16 protein-coding genes and 1 pseudogene are annotated in these 17339 nt (G+C 73.1%); 9 read left to right on the forward strand and 8 right to left on the reverse strand.

The annotated features are described in order from the left end of the window. Nucleotides 1–13: 13 nt before the first annotated feature. The gene (gene phaC / locus QA634_RS29290; RefSeq protein WP_012335469.1) at nucleotides 14–1807 is read right to left on the reverse strand and encodes a class I poly(R)-hydroxyalkanoic acid synthase; all 1794 of its coding nucleotides are present in this window, start codon (nucleotides 1805–1807) and stop codon (nucleotides 14–16) included. A gap of 199 nt (nucleotides 1808–2006) precedes the next feature. Between phaC and QA634_RS29295 the strand changes: the two genes are divergently transcribed. The 6 genes from QA634_RS29295 to QA634_RS29320 all read left to right on the forward strand — a co-directional run bounded on the left by QA634_RS29295 (nucleotide 2007) and on the right by QA634_RS29320 (nucleotide 8053). Beyond that, complete coding sequence (locus tag QA634_RS29295) at nucleotides 2007–2339, forward strand: hypothetical protein (RefSeq protein ID WP_012335470.1); 333 nt, start codon at nucleotides 2007–2009, stop codon at nucleotides 2337–2339. A 247-nt stretch (nucleotides 2340–2586) separates the two neighbouring features. Beyond that, nucleotides 2587–3807, forward strand: coding sequence for an LL-diaminopimelate aminotransferase (locus QA634_RS29300; protein ID WP_012335471.1), 1221 nt, complete (start codon nucleotides 2587–2589; stop codon nucleotides 3805–3807). A gap of 268 nt (nucleotides 3808–4075) precedes the next feature. Then, nucleotides 4076–4291: a hypothetical protein gene (locus tag QA634_RS29305; RefSeq protein WP_012335472.1), complete on the forward strand. Its 216-nt coding sequence runs from the start codon at nucleotides 4076–4078 to the stop codon at nucleotides 4289–4291. A gap of 137 nt (nucleotides 4292–4428) precedes the next feature. Continuing rightward, nucleotides 4429–4779: a hypothetical protein gene (locus tag QA634_RS29310; protein ID WP_012335473.1), complete on the forward strand. Its 351-nt coding sequence runs from the start codon at nucleotides 4429–4431 to the stop codon at nucleotides 4777–4779. A 16-nt stretch (nucleotides 4780–4795) separates the two neighbouring features. Further along, entirely contained in the window at nucleotides 4796–5164 is a 369-nt protein-coding gene (locus QA634_RS29315; protein ID WP_012335474.1) for a hypothetical protein, read from the forward strand. A gap of 243 nt (nucleotides 5165–5407) precedes the next feature. Continuing rightward, on the forward strand, nucleotides 5408–8053 hold the full coding sequence (locus QA634_RS29320; RefSeq protein ID WP_012335475.1) for an MGH1-like glycoside hydrolase domain-containing protein: 2646 nt from the start codon (nucleotides 5408–5410) through the stop codon (nucleotides 8051–8053). 235 nt (nucleotides 8054–8288) lie between these two features. Here QA634_RS29320 and QA634_RS29325 read toward each other — a convergent pair whose 3' ends face one another. Next, nucleotides 8289–8756 carry a MarR family winged helix-turn-helix transcriptional regulator gene (locus tag QA634_RS29325; protein ID WP_012335476.1) on the reverse strand — a complete coding sequence of 156 codons (468 nt, stop codon included), beginning with the start codon at nucleotides 8754–8756 and terminating at the stop codon, nucleotides 8289–8291. A gap of 78 nt (nucleotides 8757–8834) precedes the next feature. Here QA634_RS29325 and QA634_RS29330 point away from each other — a divergent pair, with 78 nt between their 5' ends. The 3 genes and pseudogenes from QA634_RS29330 to QA634_RS29340 form a co-directional block, all read left to right on the forward strand. Then, nucleotides 8835–10739 carry a chloride channel protein gene (locus QA634_RS29330; protein ID WP_012335477.1) on the forward strand — a complete coding sequence of 635 codons (1905 nt, stop codon included), beginning with the start codon at nucleotides 8835–8837 and terminating at the stop codon, nucleotides 10737–10739. Between the two features lie 234 nt (nucleotides 10740–10973). Next, entirely contained in the window at nucleotides 10974–11228 is a 255-nt protein-coding gene (locus QA634_RS29335) for a hypothetical protein (protein ID WP_012335478.1), read from the forward strand. A gap of 437 nt (nucleotides 11229–11665) precedes the next feature. Next, nucleotides 11666–12454, forward strand: a pseudogene (locus QA634_RS29340) (class I SAM-dependent methyltransferase); the annotation flags it as partial. Nucleotides 12455–12622: 168 nt separating this feature from the next. On the opposite strand, the gene QA634_RS29345 reads toward QA634_RS29340, so the two are convergent. Genes QA634_RS29345 through QA634_RS29370 form a run of 6 tightly spaced genes read right to left on the reverse strand, consistent with a single transcriptional unit; the run spans nucleotide 12623 to nucleotide 17303 of the window. Continuing rightward, nucleotides 12623–12904 (reverse strand): cytochrome C oxidase subunit IV family protein, encoded by a 282-nt coding sequence (locus tag QA634_RS29345; protein ID WP_236728939.1) that lies wholly within the window; start codon nucleotides 12902–12904, stop codon nucleotides 12623–12625. Beyond that, entirely contained in the window at nucleotides 12901–13578 is a 678-nt protein-coding gene (locus tag QA634_RS29350) for a cytochrome c oxidase subunit 3 family protein (RefSeq protein ID WP_012335480.1), read from the reverse strand. Before QA634_RS29350 ends, QA634_RS29345 begins: the two co-directional genes overlap by 4 nt. Continuing rightward, nucleotides 13575–15251: a cytochrome c oxidase subunit I gene (locus QA634_RS29355; protein ID WP_012335481.1), complete on the reverse strand. Its 1677-nt coding sequence runs from the start codon at nucleotides 15249–15251 to the stop codon at nucleotides 13575–13577. Before QA634_RS29355 ends, QA634_RS29350 begins: the two co-directional genes overlap by 4 nt. Next, a complete protein-coding gene (coxB, locus tag QA634_RS29360; protein ID WP_012335482.1) occupies nucleotides 15248–16180 on the reverse strand; it encodes a cytochrome c oxidase subunit II in 933 nt (310 codons plus the stop codon). Before coxB ends, QA634_RS29355 begins: the two co-directional genes overlap by 4 nt. Then, the gene (locus tag QA634_RS29365) at nucleotides 16180–16965 is read right to left on the reverse strand and encodes a hypothetical protein (protein ID WP_012335483.1); all 786 of its coding nucleotides are present in this window, start codon (nucleotides 16963–16965) and stop codon (nucleotides 16180–16182) included. The genes coxB and QA634_RS29365 overlap by 1 nt, the downstream gene beginning before the upstream one ends. Further along, on the reverse strand, nucleotides 16962–17303 hold the full coding sequence (locus QA634_RS29370) for a hypothetical protein (protein WP_283026980.1): 342 nt from the start codon (nucleotides 17301–17303) through the stop codon (nucleotides 16962–16964). The genes QA634_RS29365 and QA634_RS29370 overlap by 4 nt, the downstream gene beginning before the upstream one ends. Between the last annotated feature and the right edge of the window lie 36 nt (nucleotides 17304–17339).

Here is a 17339-nt window from a genome sequence, read left to right on the forward strand (position 1 = left end):
CCGCGCAGGTCGGTCACGCCTTCACGCGCACGTAGGTCCCGGGTGCCGGGGCCAGCGAGGGGAGCCTGCCGCCGCCCGGCTCGCGGGCCGGGACGCGCTCGGGCGCCTGGCGCTCGATCCACGCGAACCAGTAGGGCCACCACGAGCCGGGATGCTCGGTCGCCGCGGCGATCCACTCGCCGAGCGAGCCGTGGGCCGGGCCGCCGGTCCAGAACTGGTACTTCGGATTGGCGGGCGGGTTGACGACGCCCGCGATGTGGCCGGAGCCGGCCAGCACGTAATCGACCGGCCCCCCGAAGCAGCGGCATCCCTCGAAGACCGAGAGGGCCGGGGCGATGTGGTCCTCGCGGGTGGCGAGGTTGAAGATCGGGATCGTCACCTTGCCGAGGTCGAGGCGCGTGCCCGCCAGCACCATCTCGCCGCGCGACAGCCTGTTCTCCAGGTAGCAGTTGCGCAGGTAGAAGGAGTGGTTGGCGGCCGGCATCCGGGTCGCGTCGGAGTTCCAGTAGAGCAGGTCGAAGGGCAGCGGCGCCTTGCCCTTGAGATAGGTGTTGACGACGTAGGGCCAGATCAGGTCGTTCGGCCGCAGCATGTTGAAGGCGTTGGCCATCTTGGAGCCGTCGAGGTAGCCGCGGCTCTGCATGCTGGCCTCGACGGCGCGGATCTGCGGCTCGTCGACGAAGACCTTCAGGTCGCCGGCATGGGTGAAGTCGACCTGGGTGGTCAGGAAGGTCGCGCTGGCGATGCGGTCGTCGCCCGTCGCGGCCATGGAGGCCAGGGTGACGCCCAGCAGGGTGCCGCCGACGCAGTAGCCCACCGCCGAGACCTCGCGCTCGCCGCTCGCCGCCTCGACCGCGTCGAGGGCCGCGAAGATGCCCTCCCGCATGTAGCTCTCGAAATCCTTCTCCGCGTGCCGCTCGTCCGGGTTGACCCAGGAGATCACGAAGACGGTGAGCCCCTGCGACACCGCCCAGCCGATGAAGCTCTTCTCCTTGTTGAGGTCGAGGATGTAGAACTTGTTGATCCAGGGCGGCACGATCAGGAGCGGGCGCTTCAGCACCGTCTCGGTCTGCGGGGCGTACTGGATCAGCTCGATGAGGTCGTTGCGGAAGACGACCTCGCCGGGGGTGCTCGCCATGTTGACGCCGATCTCGAAGCGGCCGGGATCGGTCTGGCGCACGCGCAGCTCGCCCCGCCCGGCCTCGACGTCCTCGGCGAGCATCCGCATGCCGCGCACGAGGTTGGCGCCGCTCTCGCGCATCGTGTCGCGGATCAGCTCCGGGTTGGTCGCCAGGAAGTTCGACGGCGACAGCGCGCTCGACAATTGCCGCACGTAGAAGCGCGCCTTGGCGCGGGTGTGGTCGTCGAGCCCCTCGGCCTCGTCGACCAGGATCTCGGCCCAGCGGGTGGTGATGAGGTAGCCCTGCTTCAGGAAGTCGAACATCGGGTTCGTCGACCATTCGGGGGCCGCGAAGCGCTTGTCGCGGGGATCGGGCATCGCCACGGGGGTCACCGCCTCGCCCTGCATCCGCTGCAGCGTCGAGCCCCACAGGGCCAGCATCTGGCCCCCGATCAGCGTCTGCGCCTCCGTCGCCTTCTGGGGGTCGGCGAGCCAGCGCTCCGCCACCGTCCCGAGGGTCCTGACCACTTCGGTGACGCCCTCGGCCAGCGCCGCGTCGGGCTTGCCCTGCTCGAAGGGCTTGGCGTAGGCCACCACCGCCCGCCGGAACTCCTCGACCAGCTGCCCCGCGTTGCAGGACATCGACTCCACGTCCACGACCGGCGTCGCGACCTTCTCGACCGTCACGCGCTACTCCCTCCCACTCGGCCGCCCCTGCCGGGTCAAGCCGCCTTTCGGACAAACTAACGCCTCACAACCGGATTCTGCCAGATGCCGAACCGGGTTTCCCAAGTACCCTGCCCATACCCTGCCCATACCCTGCCCATACCCTGCCCGCGCTGCACTGCCCAGGTTCCACCGCCGCGATCCCACCGTCCAGGTTCCCATGCGCTTCCCGCTGCGTCGTGCCCTCCTCCTCACCCTCGCCCCGGCGCTCTCGGCCTGCGTCCTCGACGGGTCGAATCCCGTGCGCGACGCCGCGCGGGCGATCGTCCCGGCCCCGAAGCCGGTCGAGGCGCCCGACTTCGTCGCCCGGTCCCGGCGCCCGGACATCGACTACGTGCCGGTCGGCACCTCGGCCCCGCCGCGCCCGGTGCGGGCGAAGTCGGCCGCGGGCGTGAAGGACCTGGAGGCCGAGCTCGACGCCAGCCGCCGCCGCAACGAGGCCAAGGGCAGGGACGCGGCCGGGGCCGGGGCGGCGGCGAAGCCGGCCCCGTGAGGCCGGGAGGCGCGGGGCGTCCGGGTCGCTTGGCGGCTCCTGCGGGTGTCTTGCCGGCCTTCTGGCAGAGATCTGCGACAGGTCCGCGAACCACACCCGCGCGGAATTCGACCTCGGTCGGAGGGAATGACAGTTCCGCCGCGGCCGGAACACCGCTAATCAGGACGGCTCCGGCGGCGCTGCACCCGCCGGACGAACGACCCCGCGACGGGCGCCCCGGGAGGCGGCGCCGATCAGGATCCGGCCGATGACCGATTTTCACCGCATCAAGCGACTGCCCCCCTACGTCTTCGAGCAGGTCAACCGGATCAAGGCCGCCGCCCGCGCCAACGGCGCCGACATCATCGATCTCGGCATGGGCAATCCGGACCTCGACGCGCCGCGCCACGTGATCGAGAAGCTGATCGAGACCGCCGGCAAGCCGCGCACCGACCGCTACTCGGCCTCGAAGGGCATCGCCGGCCTGCGCCGGGCCCAGGCCGGCTACTACCAGCGCCGCTTCGGCGTGAGCCTGAACCCCGAGACCCAGGTCGTGGCGACCCTCGGCTCGAAGGAGGGCTTCGCCAACATGGCCCAGGCCATCACGGCGCCGGGCGACGTGGTGCTGGTGCCCAATCCGAGCTACCCGATCCACGCCTTCGGCTTCCTGATGGCGGGGGGCGTGATCCGCTCGGTCCCGGCGGAGCCGACGCCGGCCTTCTTCCCGGCCGTCGAGCGGGCGGTGCAGCACTCGATCCCCAAGCCGGTGGCGCTGGTGGTCTGCTACCCCTCGAACCCGACCGCCTACGTCGCCTCCCTCGACTTCTACCGGGACCTCGTCGCCTTCGCCAAGAAGCACGACCTGATCCTGCTCTCCGACCTCGCCTACGCGGAGGTCTATTTCGACGACGCCAACCCGCCGCCCTCCGTGCTGCAGGTGCCGGGCGCCATCGACGTGACGGTGGAGTTCACCTCCCTGTCGAAGACCTTCTCGATGGCGGGCTGGCGGATGGGCTTCGCGGTCGGCAACGAGCGGCTGCTCGCGGCCCTGACGCGCGTGAAGTCCTACCTCGATTACGGCGCCTTCACGCCGATCCAGGTCGCCGCGACCGCCGCCCTGAACGGGCCGGACGCCTGCATCCACGAGATGCGCGCCACCTACCGGCGGCGGCGCGACGCGCTGGTCGATTCGTTCCAGAAATGCGGCTGGGCGATTCCCGCCCCCTCCGCCTCGATGTTCGCCTGGGTGCCGATCCCGGAGAAGTTCCGCGGCCTCGGCAGCCTCGAATTCTCCAAGCTGCTGGTCGAGAAGGCGGACGTGGCGGTGGCGCCGGGCATCGGCTTCGGGGAGCACGGGGACGAGTTCGTGCGCATCGCCCTGGTCGAGAACGAGCAGCGCATCCGCCAGGCCGCCCGCAACATCCGCCGCTTCTTCGAGGGGGCGGAGCGCACCCTGCACAACGTGGTCCCCCTGCAGAAGGCGGTCTGAGCCGGGATCCGCTTGATCGAAGCGGATCCCGGATCCCAAGCCTGCGCGGCGCCTGAGCGAAGCCGACATCCGCATGGCCGCAATGGGAGATGGCGACGCAAGCAACCGGATGGCGGATGAGCCGGGCGGGGCCTTGTGGCCGCGCGGTGACAGGGCGGGGTGAAAGCCCGGCTCGGGCCGCGCCGGTCCCGGGCGCGCCTTGATCGGAGCGGGGCGGAGCGGCAGGGTTGCGGCCACGCTGCCGTTCCTCAACCCCCCGGGTTCTTCCATGCGTCGTTCGCTGACCCTCGCCGGCCTGGTCCTCGCGGCCCTCGCGCCGGCCGCCTGCGCGCCGAACCCGATCGTCGCCCGCGATCCGGTGCCGGCCCCGGGGCCGGAGGAGGCCTATCGCTGCCATTCCCGGCCGACCGTGCTGAACGGCTTCTGGACCGATTGCGAGCCGGCCCTGCGCGAGCAGGCGGTGGTGGTCCGCAGCAAGGGCTGATCGGCCCCGGCGGCGCGTCCCCCGGCGCGCTCTCCCGGCAACACGTCCCGGCAACACGTCCCGGCAACACGTCCCGGCAACCCTTGCGGTTCCGGCGCGTTGAGGAGTTGGCCCCCCCTCGCGTCAAGGACCGGCCCGTGCCTCGCCCCCTTCTCCTCCTCGTCGCCGCCGGCCTCGCCGGCCCCGCCGCGGCCCAGACGGCCCGGGAGGCTCCGCTGACCCTGCGCGTGCGGCCCGAGGCGGCCGCGCGCCAGGACGTCTACGCCCGCGCGGCGGCGCGCGGTCCCGTGGTGCTGCGCGTCGACCCCTTCGCCGTCCCGAGCGGCGCGCCGCTGGTGGCGGTGCGGGCGGTTCCGGTCGCGCATGTCCAGAACGGCGGCGCCTTCGGGCCGACCGGGTTCGGCTACTACGACGACCAGATCAGCGAGGGGCCGCTCAACCGCCGGCCCCGCCCGGCCGCCTACGTCCTCGGCAGCGTGCCTTACTGAGCGTCAGGATCCCGCCATGCTGCGTCCCATCCTCGTCCTCGCCGCCGCCCTCGCCCTCGGCGGGTTGGCGGGTCCGGCCTCGGCCCAGAGCGTCGGCTACGTCACGGGCATTCCCGGCCCCGATCCGGCGGGCGGCGACGAGATCGGCTGGGGGCCGGCCTACCGGCCCGAGACCAGCTTCTCGCAGCCCGGCACCCCGCCGACCCCCGGCGACTACGCGGGCGCCGCCTACCGGGCGCGCACGGGCCGGGGCGTCTACGAGGGCGTCCAGGCCGGCGTGACGCCCGGGACCGAGGCCCCGGCGCTGCGCCCGCGCCGCATGCGCGCCGCCGCGCCGCCGGCCCGCCGCCACGCCGTCCGCCACCACCGGCAGGCGGCCCGCTGAGCCTCGTTCGCCGGGCGCGGGCGCCTCCACCCCGGAGCCTTGGCGGCGAAGAAGCCTTGGCGCTCCAGAAGCCTTGGCGCTCCAGAAGCCTTGGCGCTCCAGAAGCCTTGGCGCTCCGGAAGCCTTGGCGCTCCGGAAGCCTTGGCGCTCCGGAAGCCTTGGCGTTGAAAATGCATCGGCGGCGGCCCGGGAGGGGCGGGCGCCGGAGGCCCGCGCCCCGTCCCGCAAGCCGGATGGAGCGCCGTGGACGGGGTGGATCGTTGGGCCGAGCGGCGGCGCATCGCCGAGCAGGGCCGGGGCGAGCGGGCGTGGTCCCTCTGGGGACCGTATCTCAGCGAGAGGCAGTGGGGCACCGTCCGCGAGGATTACAGCCGCGACGGCGATGCGTGGCGCGCCCTCACCCACGAGGAGGCGCGCTCGCGCGCCTATCGCTGGGGCGAGGACGGCCTCGCCGGGATCTGCGACGACCGCGGCTTCCTCTGCGTCGCGCTCGCCCTCTGGAACGGCCGCGACCGCATCCTCAAGGAGCGCCTGTTCGGCCTGACCAACCAGGAGGGCAATCACGGCGAGGATGTCAAGGAGATCTACCACTACCTCGACGCCGTGCCGAGCCACGCCTACCTCAAGTTCCTCTACCGCTACCCGCAGGATCCGTACCCCTACGAGGCCCTCCTCGCCGAGAGCCTGCGGCGCGGGCGCGACCGGCCCGAATTCGAGATCGAGGAGACCGGCCTCTTCGCGGATGACCGCTTCTTCGACGTCGCCGTCGAGTACGCCAAGGCCGACATCGCCGACATCCACCTGCGCGTCACCGCGGTCAATCGCGGGCCGGACCCGGCCGACCTCCACCTCGTGCCGCAGGTCTGGTACCGCAACACCTGGTCCTGGGAGGCGCAGGGATCCGAGGCGAGGCCGCGCCTCGCGGCGCTGCCGGACGGCTCCGTCGCCTGCGCGCATCCGCGGCTCGGCGCCTACCGGCTCAGCTACGAGGGCGCGCCGCGCCTGCTGTTCTGCGAGAACGACACCAACCTGCGCCGCCACGCCGGCCGGCCCGACGCGCCCGGGCCGTTCAAGGACGGCATCCACGCGGCCCTGATCGAGGGCGACCGCGCCGCCGTGTCGGAGGAGGGCGGCACCAAGCTCGGCCTGCACTACCGGTTCCGCCTGCGCCCCGGCGAGCGCGCGACGGTCCGCCTGCGCCTCGCGGCAGGCCCGCGCCCGCGCCCCGTCGACCGGGAGGATGCCGTGCTCGCCCAGCGCGTCGCGGAGGCCGACGCCTTCTACGAGGATCTCCAGGACGGGATCGAGGATCCCGACCGGCGGGCGATCTTCCGGCAGGCCGCCGCGGGCCTGATCTGGACGAAGCAGCTCTACCGCTACGACGTCCGCCGCTGGCTCGCCGGCGACCCGCTCCAGCCCGAGCCGCCGCGGGAGCGGGCCTGCGGCCGCAACGCCGCCTGGCGCCACCTCGCCGCCGCCGACGTGCTCTCGATGCCGGACAAGTGGGAATATCCCTGGTTCGCGGCCTGGGACCTCGCCTTCCACTGCCTGCCCCTCGCCCTCCTCGATCCGGGCTTCGCCAAGGGCCAGCTGCTGCTGCTCACCCGCGAATGGTACATGCACCCGAACGGGCAGCTGCCGGCCTACGAGTGGGAGTTCGGCGACACCAACCCGCCGGTCCATGCCTGGGCGACCTTCCGGGTCTTCGAGATCGACCGGGAGCGCCGGGGCGGGCGCGGCGACCTCGCCTTCCTGGAGGGCGTGTTCCACAAGCTCCTGATCAACTTCACCTGGTGGGTGAACCGCAAGGACGCCACCGGCCGCAACGTCTTCCAGGGCGGCTTCCTCGGGCTCGACAACGTCGGCGTCTTCGACCGCTCCCGGCCGCCCCCGGGCTTCGGCATCGTTCACCAGGCCGACGGCACCGCCTGGATGGCGATGTACGCCCTCAACATGATGCGCATCGCCCTCGAACTGGCGCTCCACAACGACGTCTACGAGAGCACGGCCTCGAAGTTCTTCGAGCATTTCCTGCTCATCGCCGAGGCGATGACCGACATGGGCGGCGAGGGATTCGGGCTCTGGGACGAGGAGGATCAGTTCTACTACGACGAGGTCGACATGCCGGACGGCGGCATGATCCCGCTGCGGGTGCGCTCGATGGTCGGGCTGGTGCCGCTCTTCGCCGTCGAGGTGATCGAGCCCGGCATGCTCCAGCGCCTGCCGGACTTCGCCCGGCGCCTCAACTGGGTGCTGGAGCACCGGCCCCACCTCGCGCGGCTCGTCTCGCGCTGGACGGAAGGCGGCGTCGGCGACCGCAAGCTGCTCTCGCTGCTGCGCGGCCACCGCATGAAGGCGCTGCTGCGGCGCATGCTCGACGAGAGCGAGTTCCTGTCGCCCTTCGGCGTGCGCTCCCTCTCGAAGGTGCACGAGGCGCAGCCCTACGCCCTCGACGCCTTCGGGGCCTCCTTCACGGTCCGGTACGACCCGGCCGACTCGACCTCCAACATGTTCGGCGGCAACTCGAACTGGCGCGGGCCGGTCTGGATGCCGATGAACTACCTGATCGTCGAATCCCTGCGCCGCTTCCACGCCTATTACGGCGACGATTTCCTGGTCGAGTACCCGACCGGCTCCGGGGACCTGCGCACGCTGAGCGCCATCGCGGACGCGCTGGAGGACCGGCTCATCGCCCTGTTCACGAAGGACGCGGAGGGCCGCCGGCCCGCCTTCGGCGCCCGCCCGCCGCCGGTCTTCGGCGACGGGGAGCCGCTCCTGTTCCACGAGTTCTTCGACGGGGACAGCGGCCGCGGCCTCGGCGCCTCGCACCAGACCGGCTGGACCGCCCTGGTGATGAACCTGCTGCTCCGCCAGGCGGGCCGGCGCTAAGCATCATTCGCCGAAGGGGTCACCTTTTCGGCGGCGGCCCGAAGGACCGCGTCAGCGGAAATTGATGCGAGAACAAGAGCTAGGCAGAGTTGCCCGGCGCAACTCCGCTCAGCCCCGCGCCCGCGACCGCCCCGGGCGGCAGGATCGGGGGCCGGGAACGGCTCGTCCGCCCCTGGGGCGCGACGCGGTGTCCCGGCGTTCCAGCCCCGCGCCTTCGCGCCGGGCCTGTTCCCGGTCAGCCGCCGGCCTGCGGGCCGGCCTGCGGGCCGGCCTGCGGCCGGGCGAGGCGTCCCAGCGCCCGGACCAGCGCCGGTTCGAGGCTCCTCAGCTCCCGCAGATGCGCCGCCGTGAGCCGCGCCAGCAGCGCCTCGGCCCGCGGCGTCAGGGCGAGTTCCATCCGCCGCCGGTCCGCGCGCCCGCGGGTCTTGGCCAGCAACCCGCCCTCGACCATCCGCGCCACCAGCTCCGCGGCGCTGTGGGGCGCGATCAGCAGCTGCTCGGCCAGCAGCCCGACCGTCGGCGGCCGCTCCCCCGCGTGACCCGCCACGGCGAGCAGCGCCTGGTGCTGCTGGGGCGGCAGCCCCTCGGCGAGCGCCGCCGCCTCGCTGAAGGCCAGGAACTGCCTCAGGCGGAACCGGAACGCCGCCAGCGCCGCGTATTCCGCGCGCGACAGGCCCTCCGGCGCAATCGGCTCTTCGGCCAAGGCATGCCTCCTCGTCGGTCCGCGCGCTGGAAATATATCGTGACACGATATATTTCCGCCCCGCGACGCGGAGGGAACATGGATCAGCAGAGGGCTCCGGCCCAGGCCGCCGGCAGGCCGGCCCAAGCCGCCGGCAGGCCGGCCCAGTCCGCCGGGAGGCCGGCCCAAGCCGACGGCAGGCCGGCCCAGTCCGCCGGGCGGCACGCCATACCCGTCCGGGCCCGGCGTCCGCTCGCGGATTTCAGCGCCGACCATCGGGTCGTGATCCTGCTCGCCATGGCGCTCGTGGTGGGGACGGGCGGGGCCTTCGCGGCCCTGGCGCTGGTCAAGCTGATCGGCCTCGTCACGAACCTCGCGTGGTTCGGGCGCCTCGACGCGGAGCCCGCCGGCCTCGCGGGCGCGCCCCGCGGCGCCTGGATGGTGCTGGCGCCGGCGCTGGGCGGCCTCGTGATCGGGCTGATGGCCCGGTTCGGCTCGGAGAAGATCCGCGGCCACGGCATCCCGGAGGCGATCGAGGCGATCCTGATCGGCGGCAGCCGGATGTCCGCCAAGGTGGCGCTGCTGAAGCCGCTCTCCTCGGCCATCTCGATCGGCACCGGCGGCCCCTTCGGCGCCGAGGGACCGATCATCATGACGGGCGGGGCGATCGGCTCGCTCTTCGCGCAGCTGTTCCACCTGAGCGCGGCCGAGCGCAAGACGCTGCTCGTCTCCGGCGCCGCCGCCGGCATGACGGCGATCTTCGGCACGCCGGTCGCCGCCCTGCTCCTCGCGGTGGAGCTGCTGCTGTTCGAGTGGCGCCCGCGCAGCTTCATCCCGGTCGCGGCGGCCGCCGCGGTGGCGACCGGCTGGCGGCCCCTGCTGTTCGGCGCGGGGCCGCTCTTCCCCTTCGCGGCGGTGCCGGACCTGCCCGGCTGGGGGCTGCTCTCCTGCGCCGGGCTCGGGGTCGCGGCGGGCCTGCTCTCCGGCCTGCTCACCAAGCTGCTCTACGGCCTGGAGGACGCCTTCGAGCGCCTGCCGGTCCACTGGATGTGGTGGCCGGCCCTCGGGGGCCTCGTCGTCGGGGCGGGCGGCCTCGTCGAGCCCCGCGCCCTCGGAATCGGCTACGACGTCATCGCCGACCTGCTCGGCGGCCGCCCGGGGGCGGGGGCCGTCCTCACCCTCCTCGCCGTCAAGGCGCTGATCTGGCTCGTCGCCCTGTCCTCGGGGACCTCCGGCGGCGTGCTCGCCCCGCTCCTGATCCTCGGCGGGGCGATGGGCTGGCTCCTCGGCCACGCCGCCGGCCTGCCGGGGGAGGCGGGATTCTGGGCGCTCCTCGGCATGGCGGCGATGCTGGGCGGCACCATGCGGGCCCCGCTCACGGGGGCGCTCTTCGCCGTGGAACTGACCGGCGAGGTGCGCGCCCTCGCGCCGCTGCTCGCCGCCACGGTGGCGGCCTACGCGGTGACGGTGCTGCTGCTGAAGCGCTCGATCCTCACCGAGAAGATCGCGCGGCGCGGGCAGCACGTCACCCGCGAGTACGGCGTCGATCCCTACGAACTGACCCGCGTCGCCGAGGTGATGGTGCGCGAGGTGGACGTGCTGCCGGCGGACCTGCCGGTGGCCGAGGCGCTGGCGGCGATCGAGGCGGGGCGCCACCGGGCCTACCCGGTCGTCGACGCCGCCCGGCGCCCGGTCGGGCTCGTGACCCGCGCCGATGCCCTGCGCTGGGCGGTGGAGGAGGGGCGGGGCGCAGCGCATCCGGGGGAACGCCTGGAGGAGCGGGTCTCCGACGCCTCCCTGGCGGTGGTGCATCCGCGGGACGTGGTGGCGCGGGCCATCGACGTCATGATGGAGAGCGACCAGGGCCGCATCCCGGTGACCGATCCGCGGACGGGCGCCCTCGTCGGCCTCGTCTCCCGCAAGGACCTGCTGCGCGTGCGCGCCGCGGTGATCCGCGCCGAGGCCGAGCGGCGCCCCTACCTCGTGCGCGGGCGCGGCGGCTGAGCGGCCGCGGCGGCCCCGCCGCGCGGTGGGCCCCGATCTTAACGTGGGTTGCCGCGGGACCGGGCGCCGTTCGCTACCCTGGGACGATCCCAGCGGGCGTGTCCGATGACCGCCGGGTCCGTTCTCGAAGCCTCGTCGAGCCACCGGCTCGCGCCGAGGATTCGAGGGGGTTGGAGGCCCGGTGCGCCAGCGTCCTGGGCCGTTGCGATGAGGGGTCCATCCTCCGAGGGTTGCATGACCAACAGGCAGCACGATCTTCTGGATCGCGGCACCGTGGCGGAGATCGAGGATCTCGTTCTCGGCGGGCGGGGCGACGTCGAGCGGCGGCGCATGGTGCAGCGGCTGCGGCAGCTGGAGAGCCTGTCGCGGCAGCGCATGAACGACCGCGAGGAGCTCCAGCTGATCATGTCGGCCCGGCGCCTGCTCGGCGACCGGGAGAGTTTCGGCGTCGTGCGCGGCCTCTTCGCCGAGGATGCGCGGCGGGCATGACCCGCAGGCATCCGCTGCAGGGCTCGCCCGGGAGCGCGGGCGGCTGAACGGCGTTCTTGTCCGACGAGACGCATCGAACCCGGTCCGGCGCCGGCTTCCGGCGGTTCGGGCCGGGCTGACGGCGGAGCCGTCGGATGACGACGCTGATGGAACGGGTGCTCGGCCGCGTGCTGGCGGCTCTGCCGCTGGCCGGGCCGCTGACGGTGCTGGGCACGGACGGGCGGCGCCTCACGGCCGGGCCCCGGGACGGTCCGCCGGTCCGCGTGCGGCTCCGCGACCCGTCGGCGGCGCGCCGCCTCCTCCTCGATCCCGACCTCGCCTTCGGCGAACTCTACGTGGAGGGCGGCCTCGTTCTCGAGGAGGGGACGCTGCCCGACCTGATGCGCGTGCTCCTCGCCCGCAGCCGCGGCGAGGTGCCGCTGCCCTCCGCGACCGCGATGGCGCTGCTGCGCCGCCTCGGCCGGCGGCTCGGCCGGCGCAACACGCCGCGGCGGGCCCGCCGCAACGTCGCCCACCATTACGCGCTCGACGAGCGCCTCTACGGGCTCTTCCTCGACCCGACGTGGCAGTATTCCTGCGCCTACTTCACGGCGGAGGAGGACGACCTCGCGGCCGCGCAGCGGGCCAAGATGCGCCACATCGCCGCCAAGCTCCTGGCCGGGCCCGGGCAGCGGGTCCTCGACATCGGCTGCGGCTGGGGCGGCCTCGCGCTCTACCTCGCCGGGGTCGCGGGCTGCGCGGAGGTGCGGGGCATCACGCTGGCGGAGGGGCAGCTCGCCCGGGCGCGGGCGCAGGCGCAGGCGCGCGGCCTCTCCGCCCGCGCGCACTTCGCCCTGGAGGATTTCCGCCGGGCGTCGGGCAGCTTCGACCGGATCGTCTCGGTCGGCATGTTCGAACATGTCGGGCCGGCCGATTACCCCGGCTTCTTCCGCCTCGTCCGGGAGCGCCTGGCGCCGGACGGGGTGATGCTCCTGCACACGATCGGGCGCACGGGGGCGCCCTACCCGACGAATGCCTGGATCACCCGCTACATCTTCCCGGGCGGCCACCTGCCGACCCTGTCCCAGATCACGCCGGCGATCGAGCGCTCGGGCCTGATCGTCACGGACGTGGAGGTGCTGCGCCTGCACTACGCCCGCACGCTGGCCGCGTGGCGCGCCCGCTTCGCCGCGAGGCGGGAGGCGGCGCGCGCGCTCTACGACGAGCGCTTCTGCCGGATGTGGGACTGGTACCTCGCGGCCTCCGAGGCGGCCTTCCGGTACGAGGACCTGGTGGTGTTCCAGATCCAGCTCGCGCGGCGCAACGACGTGGTGCCGCTCACGCGGGACTACGTCGCCCGGGAGGAGGCCCGGCTGCGCGCGCGGGAGGAGCGGCGGGGCCGCGGAGCGCTCCCCTCACGGCCGGGTCAGCACGTCGCTGAGCGTCAGCGCGAACAGCACCCCCGCCCACAGGAACCCGGCCAGGGCGGCGAGGCGCACGAGGCCGCGCGCCTCCCGCAATTCCATGTAGAAGACCAGCACCAGGAGCGCCTTCGCGGCCGCGATGGCGAAGCCGATCGCCGCCGTCGCCGCCCCGAGCTTCCAGAAGGCCGCCGCGCAGGTCAGCGCCAGGAGGCCGAGCAGGGCCGCCCAGATCGCGAGGTTGCGCAGCCAGAGGGAGCGGACCGTCGCGCTCATCCGGACCGCCCCGGCAGGTAGAAGACCGGGTAGAGGACGATCCAGACGACGTCGACGAGGTGCCAGTAGAGGGCCGTCACCTCGACCTCGGGGCTGCCGCGCAGCTCCAGCCGGCCGCGCCAGCCGAGGAGCGCGAGCCGCCCGACCAGCGCGATCCCGACCGACAGGTGCAAAGCGTGCACCCCCGTCATCAGCCAGTAGAGGGCGAAGAAGATCTGGGCCGGCGCCGCCGCGAGCGGGAAGTGCGGCCCGGGCACCAGGCTCTTCTCGATGTCCTCGCGGTACTCGACCCCCTTCACCGCCACGAAGGCGAGGCCGAGCGCGGCCGTCACGGCGAGGCAGGCGACCACGAGGCGGCGCAGGTCCTCCTCGGCCTTGGCGGCCTGGGAGGCCACCGCCATGGTCAGGCTGCTGGTGAGCAGGATCGCCGTGTTGGCGGTGCCGAGGGCGAGGTTGGTCTCGCGGCCCGCCGCCGCGAAGGCCTCCGGGTGGGCGATCCGCATCACCGCGTAGGTGAGGAGCAGCGCCCCGAAGAACAGCGTCTCGCTCGCCAGGAAGAGCCAGATCCCGAAGGTCGCCCCGCGCCGCTGGCGCCCGAGATCGGACCAGGGCTCGCGGATCAGCCGCGCGGCCGGCTCGCCCCCGGCGACGCCCCCCTCGGCCGCGCCGCTCACGGCAGGAGCTCCTGCTCGCGCTGGTAGCTCGGCGGGCCGATCGTCGCCGAGTGGCCCTCCGGATGGTAGTCGTAGGGCGCGCGCACCACCCGCGGCTGCCGGACGAAGTTCTTGTGCGGCGGCGGCGAGGTCGTGCTCCATTCGAGGCCGGTCGCGTCCCAGGGGTTGCTCGACGCCCGCGCCCCGTAGACCAGCGACCAGGTCAGGTAGGCGAGCGGCAGCAGGTAGGCCGCCGCCAGGATCGCCGCGCCCGACGACGACATCACGTTGTAGATCTGGAATTCCGGCGGATAGGTGTGGTAGCGCCGCGGCATCCCGAGATAGCCGGCGATGAATTGCGGCGCGAAGGTCAGGTTGAACCCGAAATACATCAGGATGGCGGCGAACCGGGCCCAGGATTCCGGGTACATCTTTCCCGTCACCTTCGGCCACCAGAAGTGCAGACCGCCGAAGAAGGCCGAGACCGAGCCGCCCACCATGATGTAGTGGAAGTGCGCGACCACGAAGTAGGTGTCCGTGACGTGGACGTCGACCGGGATGGCGGCGAGGAAGAGCCCCGACAGGCCGCCGGTCGTGAACAGCCCGACGAAGCCGAGCGCGTAGAGCATCGGCGCGCCGAACCCGATCTGCCCGCGGTAGAGCGAGAAGATCCAGTTGAAGACCTTGATGGCGGACGGCACCGCGATGATGAAGGACAAGAACGAGAAGATCAGGGCCGCGTAGGGCGACATGCCCGACACGAACATGTGGTGACCCCAGACGAAGAAGCCGATCCCGGCGATCGCCAGGATGGCGTAGACCATGAACGTGTAGCCGAAGATGCGGCGGCGCGCGAAGGCCGGAATGATCTCCGAGACCACCCCCATCGCCGGCAGCACCATGATGTAGACGGCCGGGTGCGAGTAGAACCAGAACAGGTGCTGGAACAGGATCGGGTCGCCGCCGCGGTTCGGGTCGAAGATCGGCAGGCCGAGCCAGCGCTCGGCCATGACGAGGAGCAGCGAGATCGCCAGGACCGGCGTCGCCAGCACGATCACGATGCTGGTGGCGTAGATCGACCAGACGAAGAGCGGCAGGCGGAACCACGTCATGCCGGGACAGCGCAGCATGTGCACGCTGGCGATGATGTTGACGCCGGTGGCGATGGTGGAGAAGCCGACCAGGAACACGCCGAGCGCCGCCGCGAAGACGTGCGTGTTCGAGAACATCGTCGAGAAGGGCGTGTAGAAGGTCCAGCCGGTATCGACCCCGCCGGCGATCAGCGCGTAGACCGTGCAGGCCCCGGCCGCCACCGTGAGGTACCAGCTGAACAGGTTGAGCCGCGGGAAGGCGAGGTCCGACGCCCCGATCATCAGCGGCACCAGGAAGAGGCCGAGCGTGTTGGGGATGGAGGGCACCAGGAAGAACCACACCATCACGATGCCGTGGAACGAGAACAGCTTGTTGTAGGTGTCCGAGGTGAGGAGGTGGCCCTCCGGCGAGACGAGTTCGAGGCGCACCAGGGTGATCGCCGCGCCGCCCATGAAGAAGAACACGGTGATCACGACCGCGAACAGGATCGCGAGGCGCTTGTGGTCGGTGGTGGTGAGCCAGGACCCGACCGAGCGGCTGAACCGCAGGTAGTCCGGCTCGGTCGGCAGCGGCAATTCGCCGAGCGCCGCGGACTCGCTCATGACCGGTCCTCCTTCGCGAGGGAGCGGATGTAGGCGACGAGGCTCTGGATCTCCCCCTCCGAGAGCCGGCCGGCGAAGCTCGGCATGATCGGCGCGAAGCCGGCCACCACGTCCTTGTTCGGCTGCAGGATCGAGTCGCGCAGATAGGCCTCGTCGGCCGCGACCACGCGCCCGTCCGCCAGCGCCACGGTGCGGCCGTAGAGGCCGGCGAGGCTCGGCGCGTGCACCCGGGCGGAGGCGGCGTGGCAGCCCGAGCAGCCGCGCTCCACGAACAGCGCCGCGCCCGCCTTGGCGAGGTCGTCGCCCTCCGGCTGGGCGGCGAGCCACGCCGCGTAGGCGTCCGGCCGCATCACCACGATCTTGCCGCGCATGCGGGAATGGTCGGTGCCGCAATACTCGGCGCAGAGGAGGTGGAACACCCCGAGCTTGGTGGCCTCGAACCACGCCACGTGGGTCTGGCCCGGCACCACGTCCTGCTTGAGCCGGAAGGCCGGCACGAAGAAGGAGTGGATCACGTCCTGCGAGCGCATCTCGAGGCGCACCGGCACGCCGATCGGCACGTGCAGCGCGTCGATCTCGCGGGCGCCGTTGGCGTGCAGCGCCTTCCACATCCACTGCTTGGCGACGACCTGCACCTCGATCGCGTCCCCGGGCGGCGTGAAGGACCTGATCTCGATCGAGGTGCCCCACCAGAACAGGAAGACGAACAGGAACAGGGTCGCGCTGGTCCAGCCGATCTCGAATTCGCGGCTCACCACCTCGGGCATCGGCCCGCGCGGGGCGGCGGAGCCGCGCCGGTAGCGGACCGAGAAGCCGAGGAGCAGGCAGACGACGAGGAGCAGGATCGCGCCCGACAGGACGAGCAGGCCGGCGAAGATCGCGTCGATGCGCTGCGCGAGGGTCGAGGCGGTCTCGGGCCAGAAGGCCATCACGGAACCCTCCGGGCCGGCCCGCCGCCGCGGCCGAGCCGCCACAGGGCCAGACCCAGCCCGGCCACCGTCAGCGCTCCGGCGAGCGTGAGGAGCCGCGAGATCGCGGGCGTGTAGATCCCCCGCGCCGCGTCGAAGCCGTAGCACAGCACCGCGAGCCGCCCCGCGACGCCCCCGATCGCCCCGCGCCCGGCCTCCAGCAGCGCGAGGCGCAGGCTCGGCCCGTCGAGGGCGAGGGTCGAGAGGGCGCGGGCGAGGTGTCCGTCCAGCGTCAGGGCGAGGGCGGCGGACGGGTGGGCGTACTGGTCGTGCTCGGCATCGTAGGCGGTGCGGTAGCCCAGCGAGCGGGTGAGGTCCGCGAGGGCGGCCGGGTCGGCGCGCAGGAGCACCGTCGCCGCGCGCAGGGCCGGATCGGCCACCTGCGCGCCGAGGAGCGCCCGGCCCTCGGCGAGGCCGTCCTTCGGGTCGAGGCCGAGCACGATCAGCCGGTAATCGGCGCCCGGCCGCAGCCCCGTCTCGCCGAGCGCGCCCGCCACCACGGCCAAGGCCGGCCCGCACAGGGTGCGGCAGGTGAAGTCGACCGGGACGAGGAGCGCCGGGCGGCCCCCGAGCGCCTCCCCGAGGGCGAGGGAGCGGCCGCTCTCGTCCGTGACGCGGGCGCCGAGGGGCAGGCGGGCGCCGGCCGGCGGCGCGAGGCCCGCCGCCGCGAGCTCGGAGGCGGCGAGGCCCGCCCGGGCGGCGCAGGGCGCGAGCGCGATCAGCAGGGCGAGGAGGAGGCGCGTCACGGCCGCCGGCTCTCCTTGATCGGGCCGGGCGCCGCCGCCGGGGCGCCGACCGGGTCGAGGGCCGCGGCGCCCCGGCCCGCGAGGATCTCCATGGCGCGCGCGACCGGGATCCGGACGATGCCGCGCTCCCGGTCGACCCAGGCATAGCCGGACAGGGCCTCGCCCTGCGCGTCGAGGAGGCGCTTGAGGTCGCCGGCCGGGTCGATCTGCAGGCCGGGCTGCGGCATCGCCCGCGGCGGCGGCCGCTCGCGCCGCGGGGCGCCGCGGTCGTAGGAGAGCTTGAGCCCGCCCATGGCGGCGGCGACGAAGAGCGCGAAGCCCGCGACGGCGGCGAGCACCGTCCGGACCGGGACGCCCGGGGCCTCCGGGGGGCG

The sequence above is a fragment of the Methylobacterium sp. CB376 genome (assembly GCF_029714205.1).
Taxonomy (GTDB): Bacteria; Pseudomonadota; Alphaproteobacteria; order Rhizobiales; family Beijerinckiaceae; genus Methylobacterium.

Bases quoted from the DNA above. Each gene is read 5' to 3' on its own strand.
- QA634_RS29345 (WP_236728939.1), bottom strand. From the start codon at position 12,904: ATGAGCGCGACGGTCCGCTCCCTCTGGCTGCGCAACCTCGCGATCTGG.
- QA634_RS29335 (WP_012335478.1), top strand. From the start codon at position 10,974: ATGACCAACAGGCAGCACGATCTTCTGGATCGCGGCACCGTGGCGGAG.
- QA634_RS29315 (WP_012335474.1), top strand. From the start codon at position 4,796: ATGCTGCGTCCCATCCTCGTCCTCGCCGCCGCCCTCGCCCTCGGCGGG.
- QA634_RS29355 (WP_012335481.1), bottom strand. From the start codon at position 15,251: ATGAGCGAGTCCGCGGCGCTCGGCGAATTGCCGCTGCCGACCGAGCCG.
- QA634_RS29300 (WP_012335471.1), top strand. From the start codon at position 2,587: ATGACCGATTTTCACCGCATCAAGCGACTGCCCCCCTACGTCTTCGAG.
- QA634_RS29330 (WP_012335477.1), top strand. From the start codon at position 8,835: ATGGATCAGCAGAGGGCTCCGGCCCAGGCCGCCGGCAGGCCGGCCCAA.
- coxB (WP_012335482.1), bottom strand. From the start codon at position 16,180: ATGGCCTTCTGGCCCGAGACCGCCTCGACCCTCGCGCAGCGCATCGAC.
- QA634_RS29295 (WP_012335470.1), top strand. From the start codon at position 2,007: ATGCGCTTCCCGCTGCGTCGTGCCCTCCTCCTCACCCTCGCCCCGGCG.
- QA634_RS29305 (WP_012335472.1), top strand. From the start codon at position 4,076: ATGCGTCGTTCGCTGACCCTCGCCGGCCTGGTCCTCGCGGCCCTCGCG.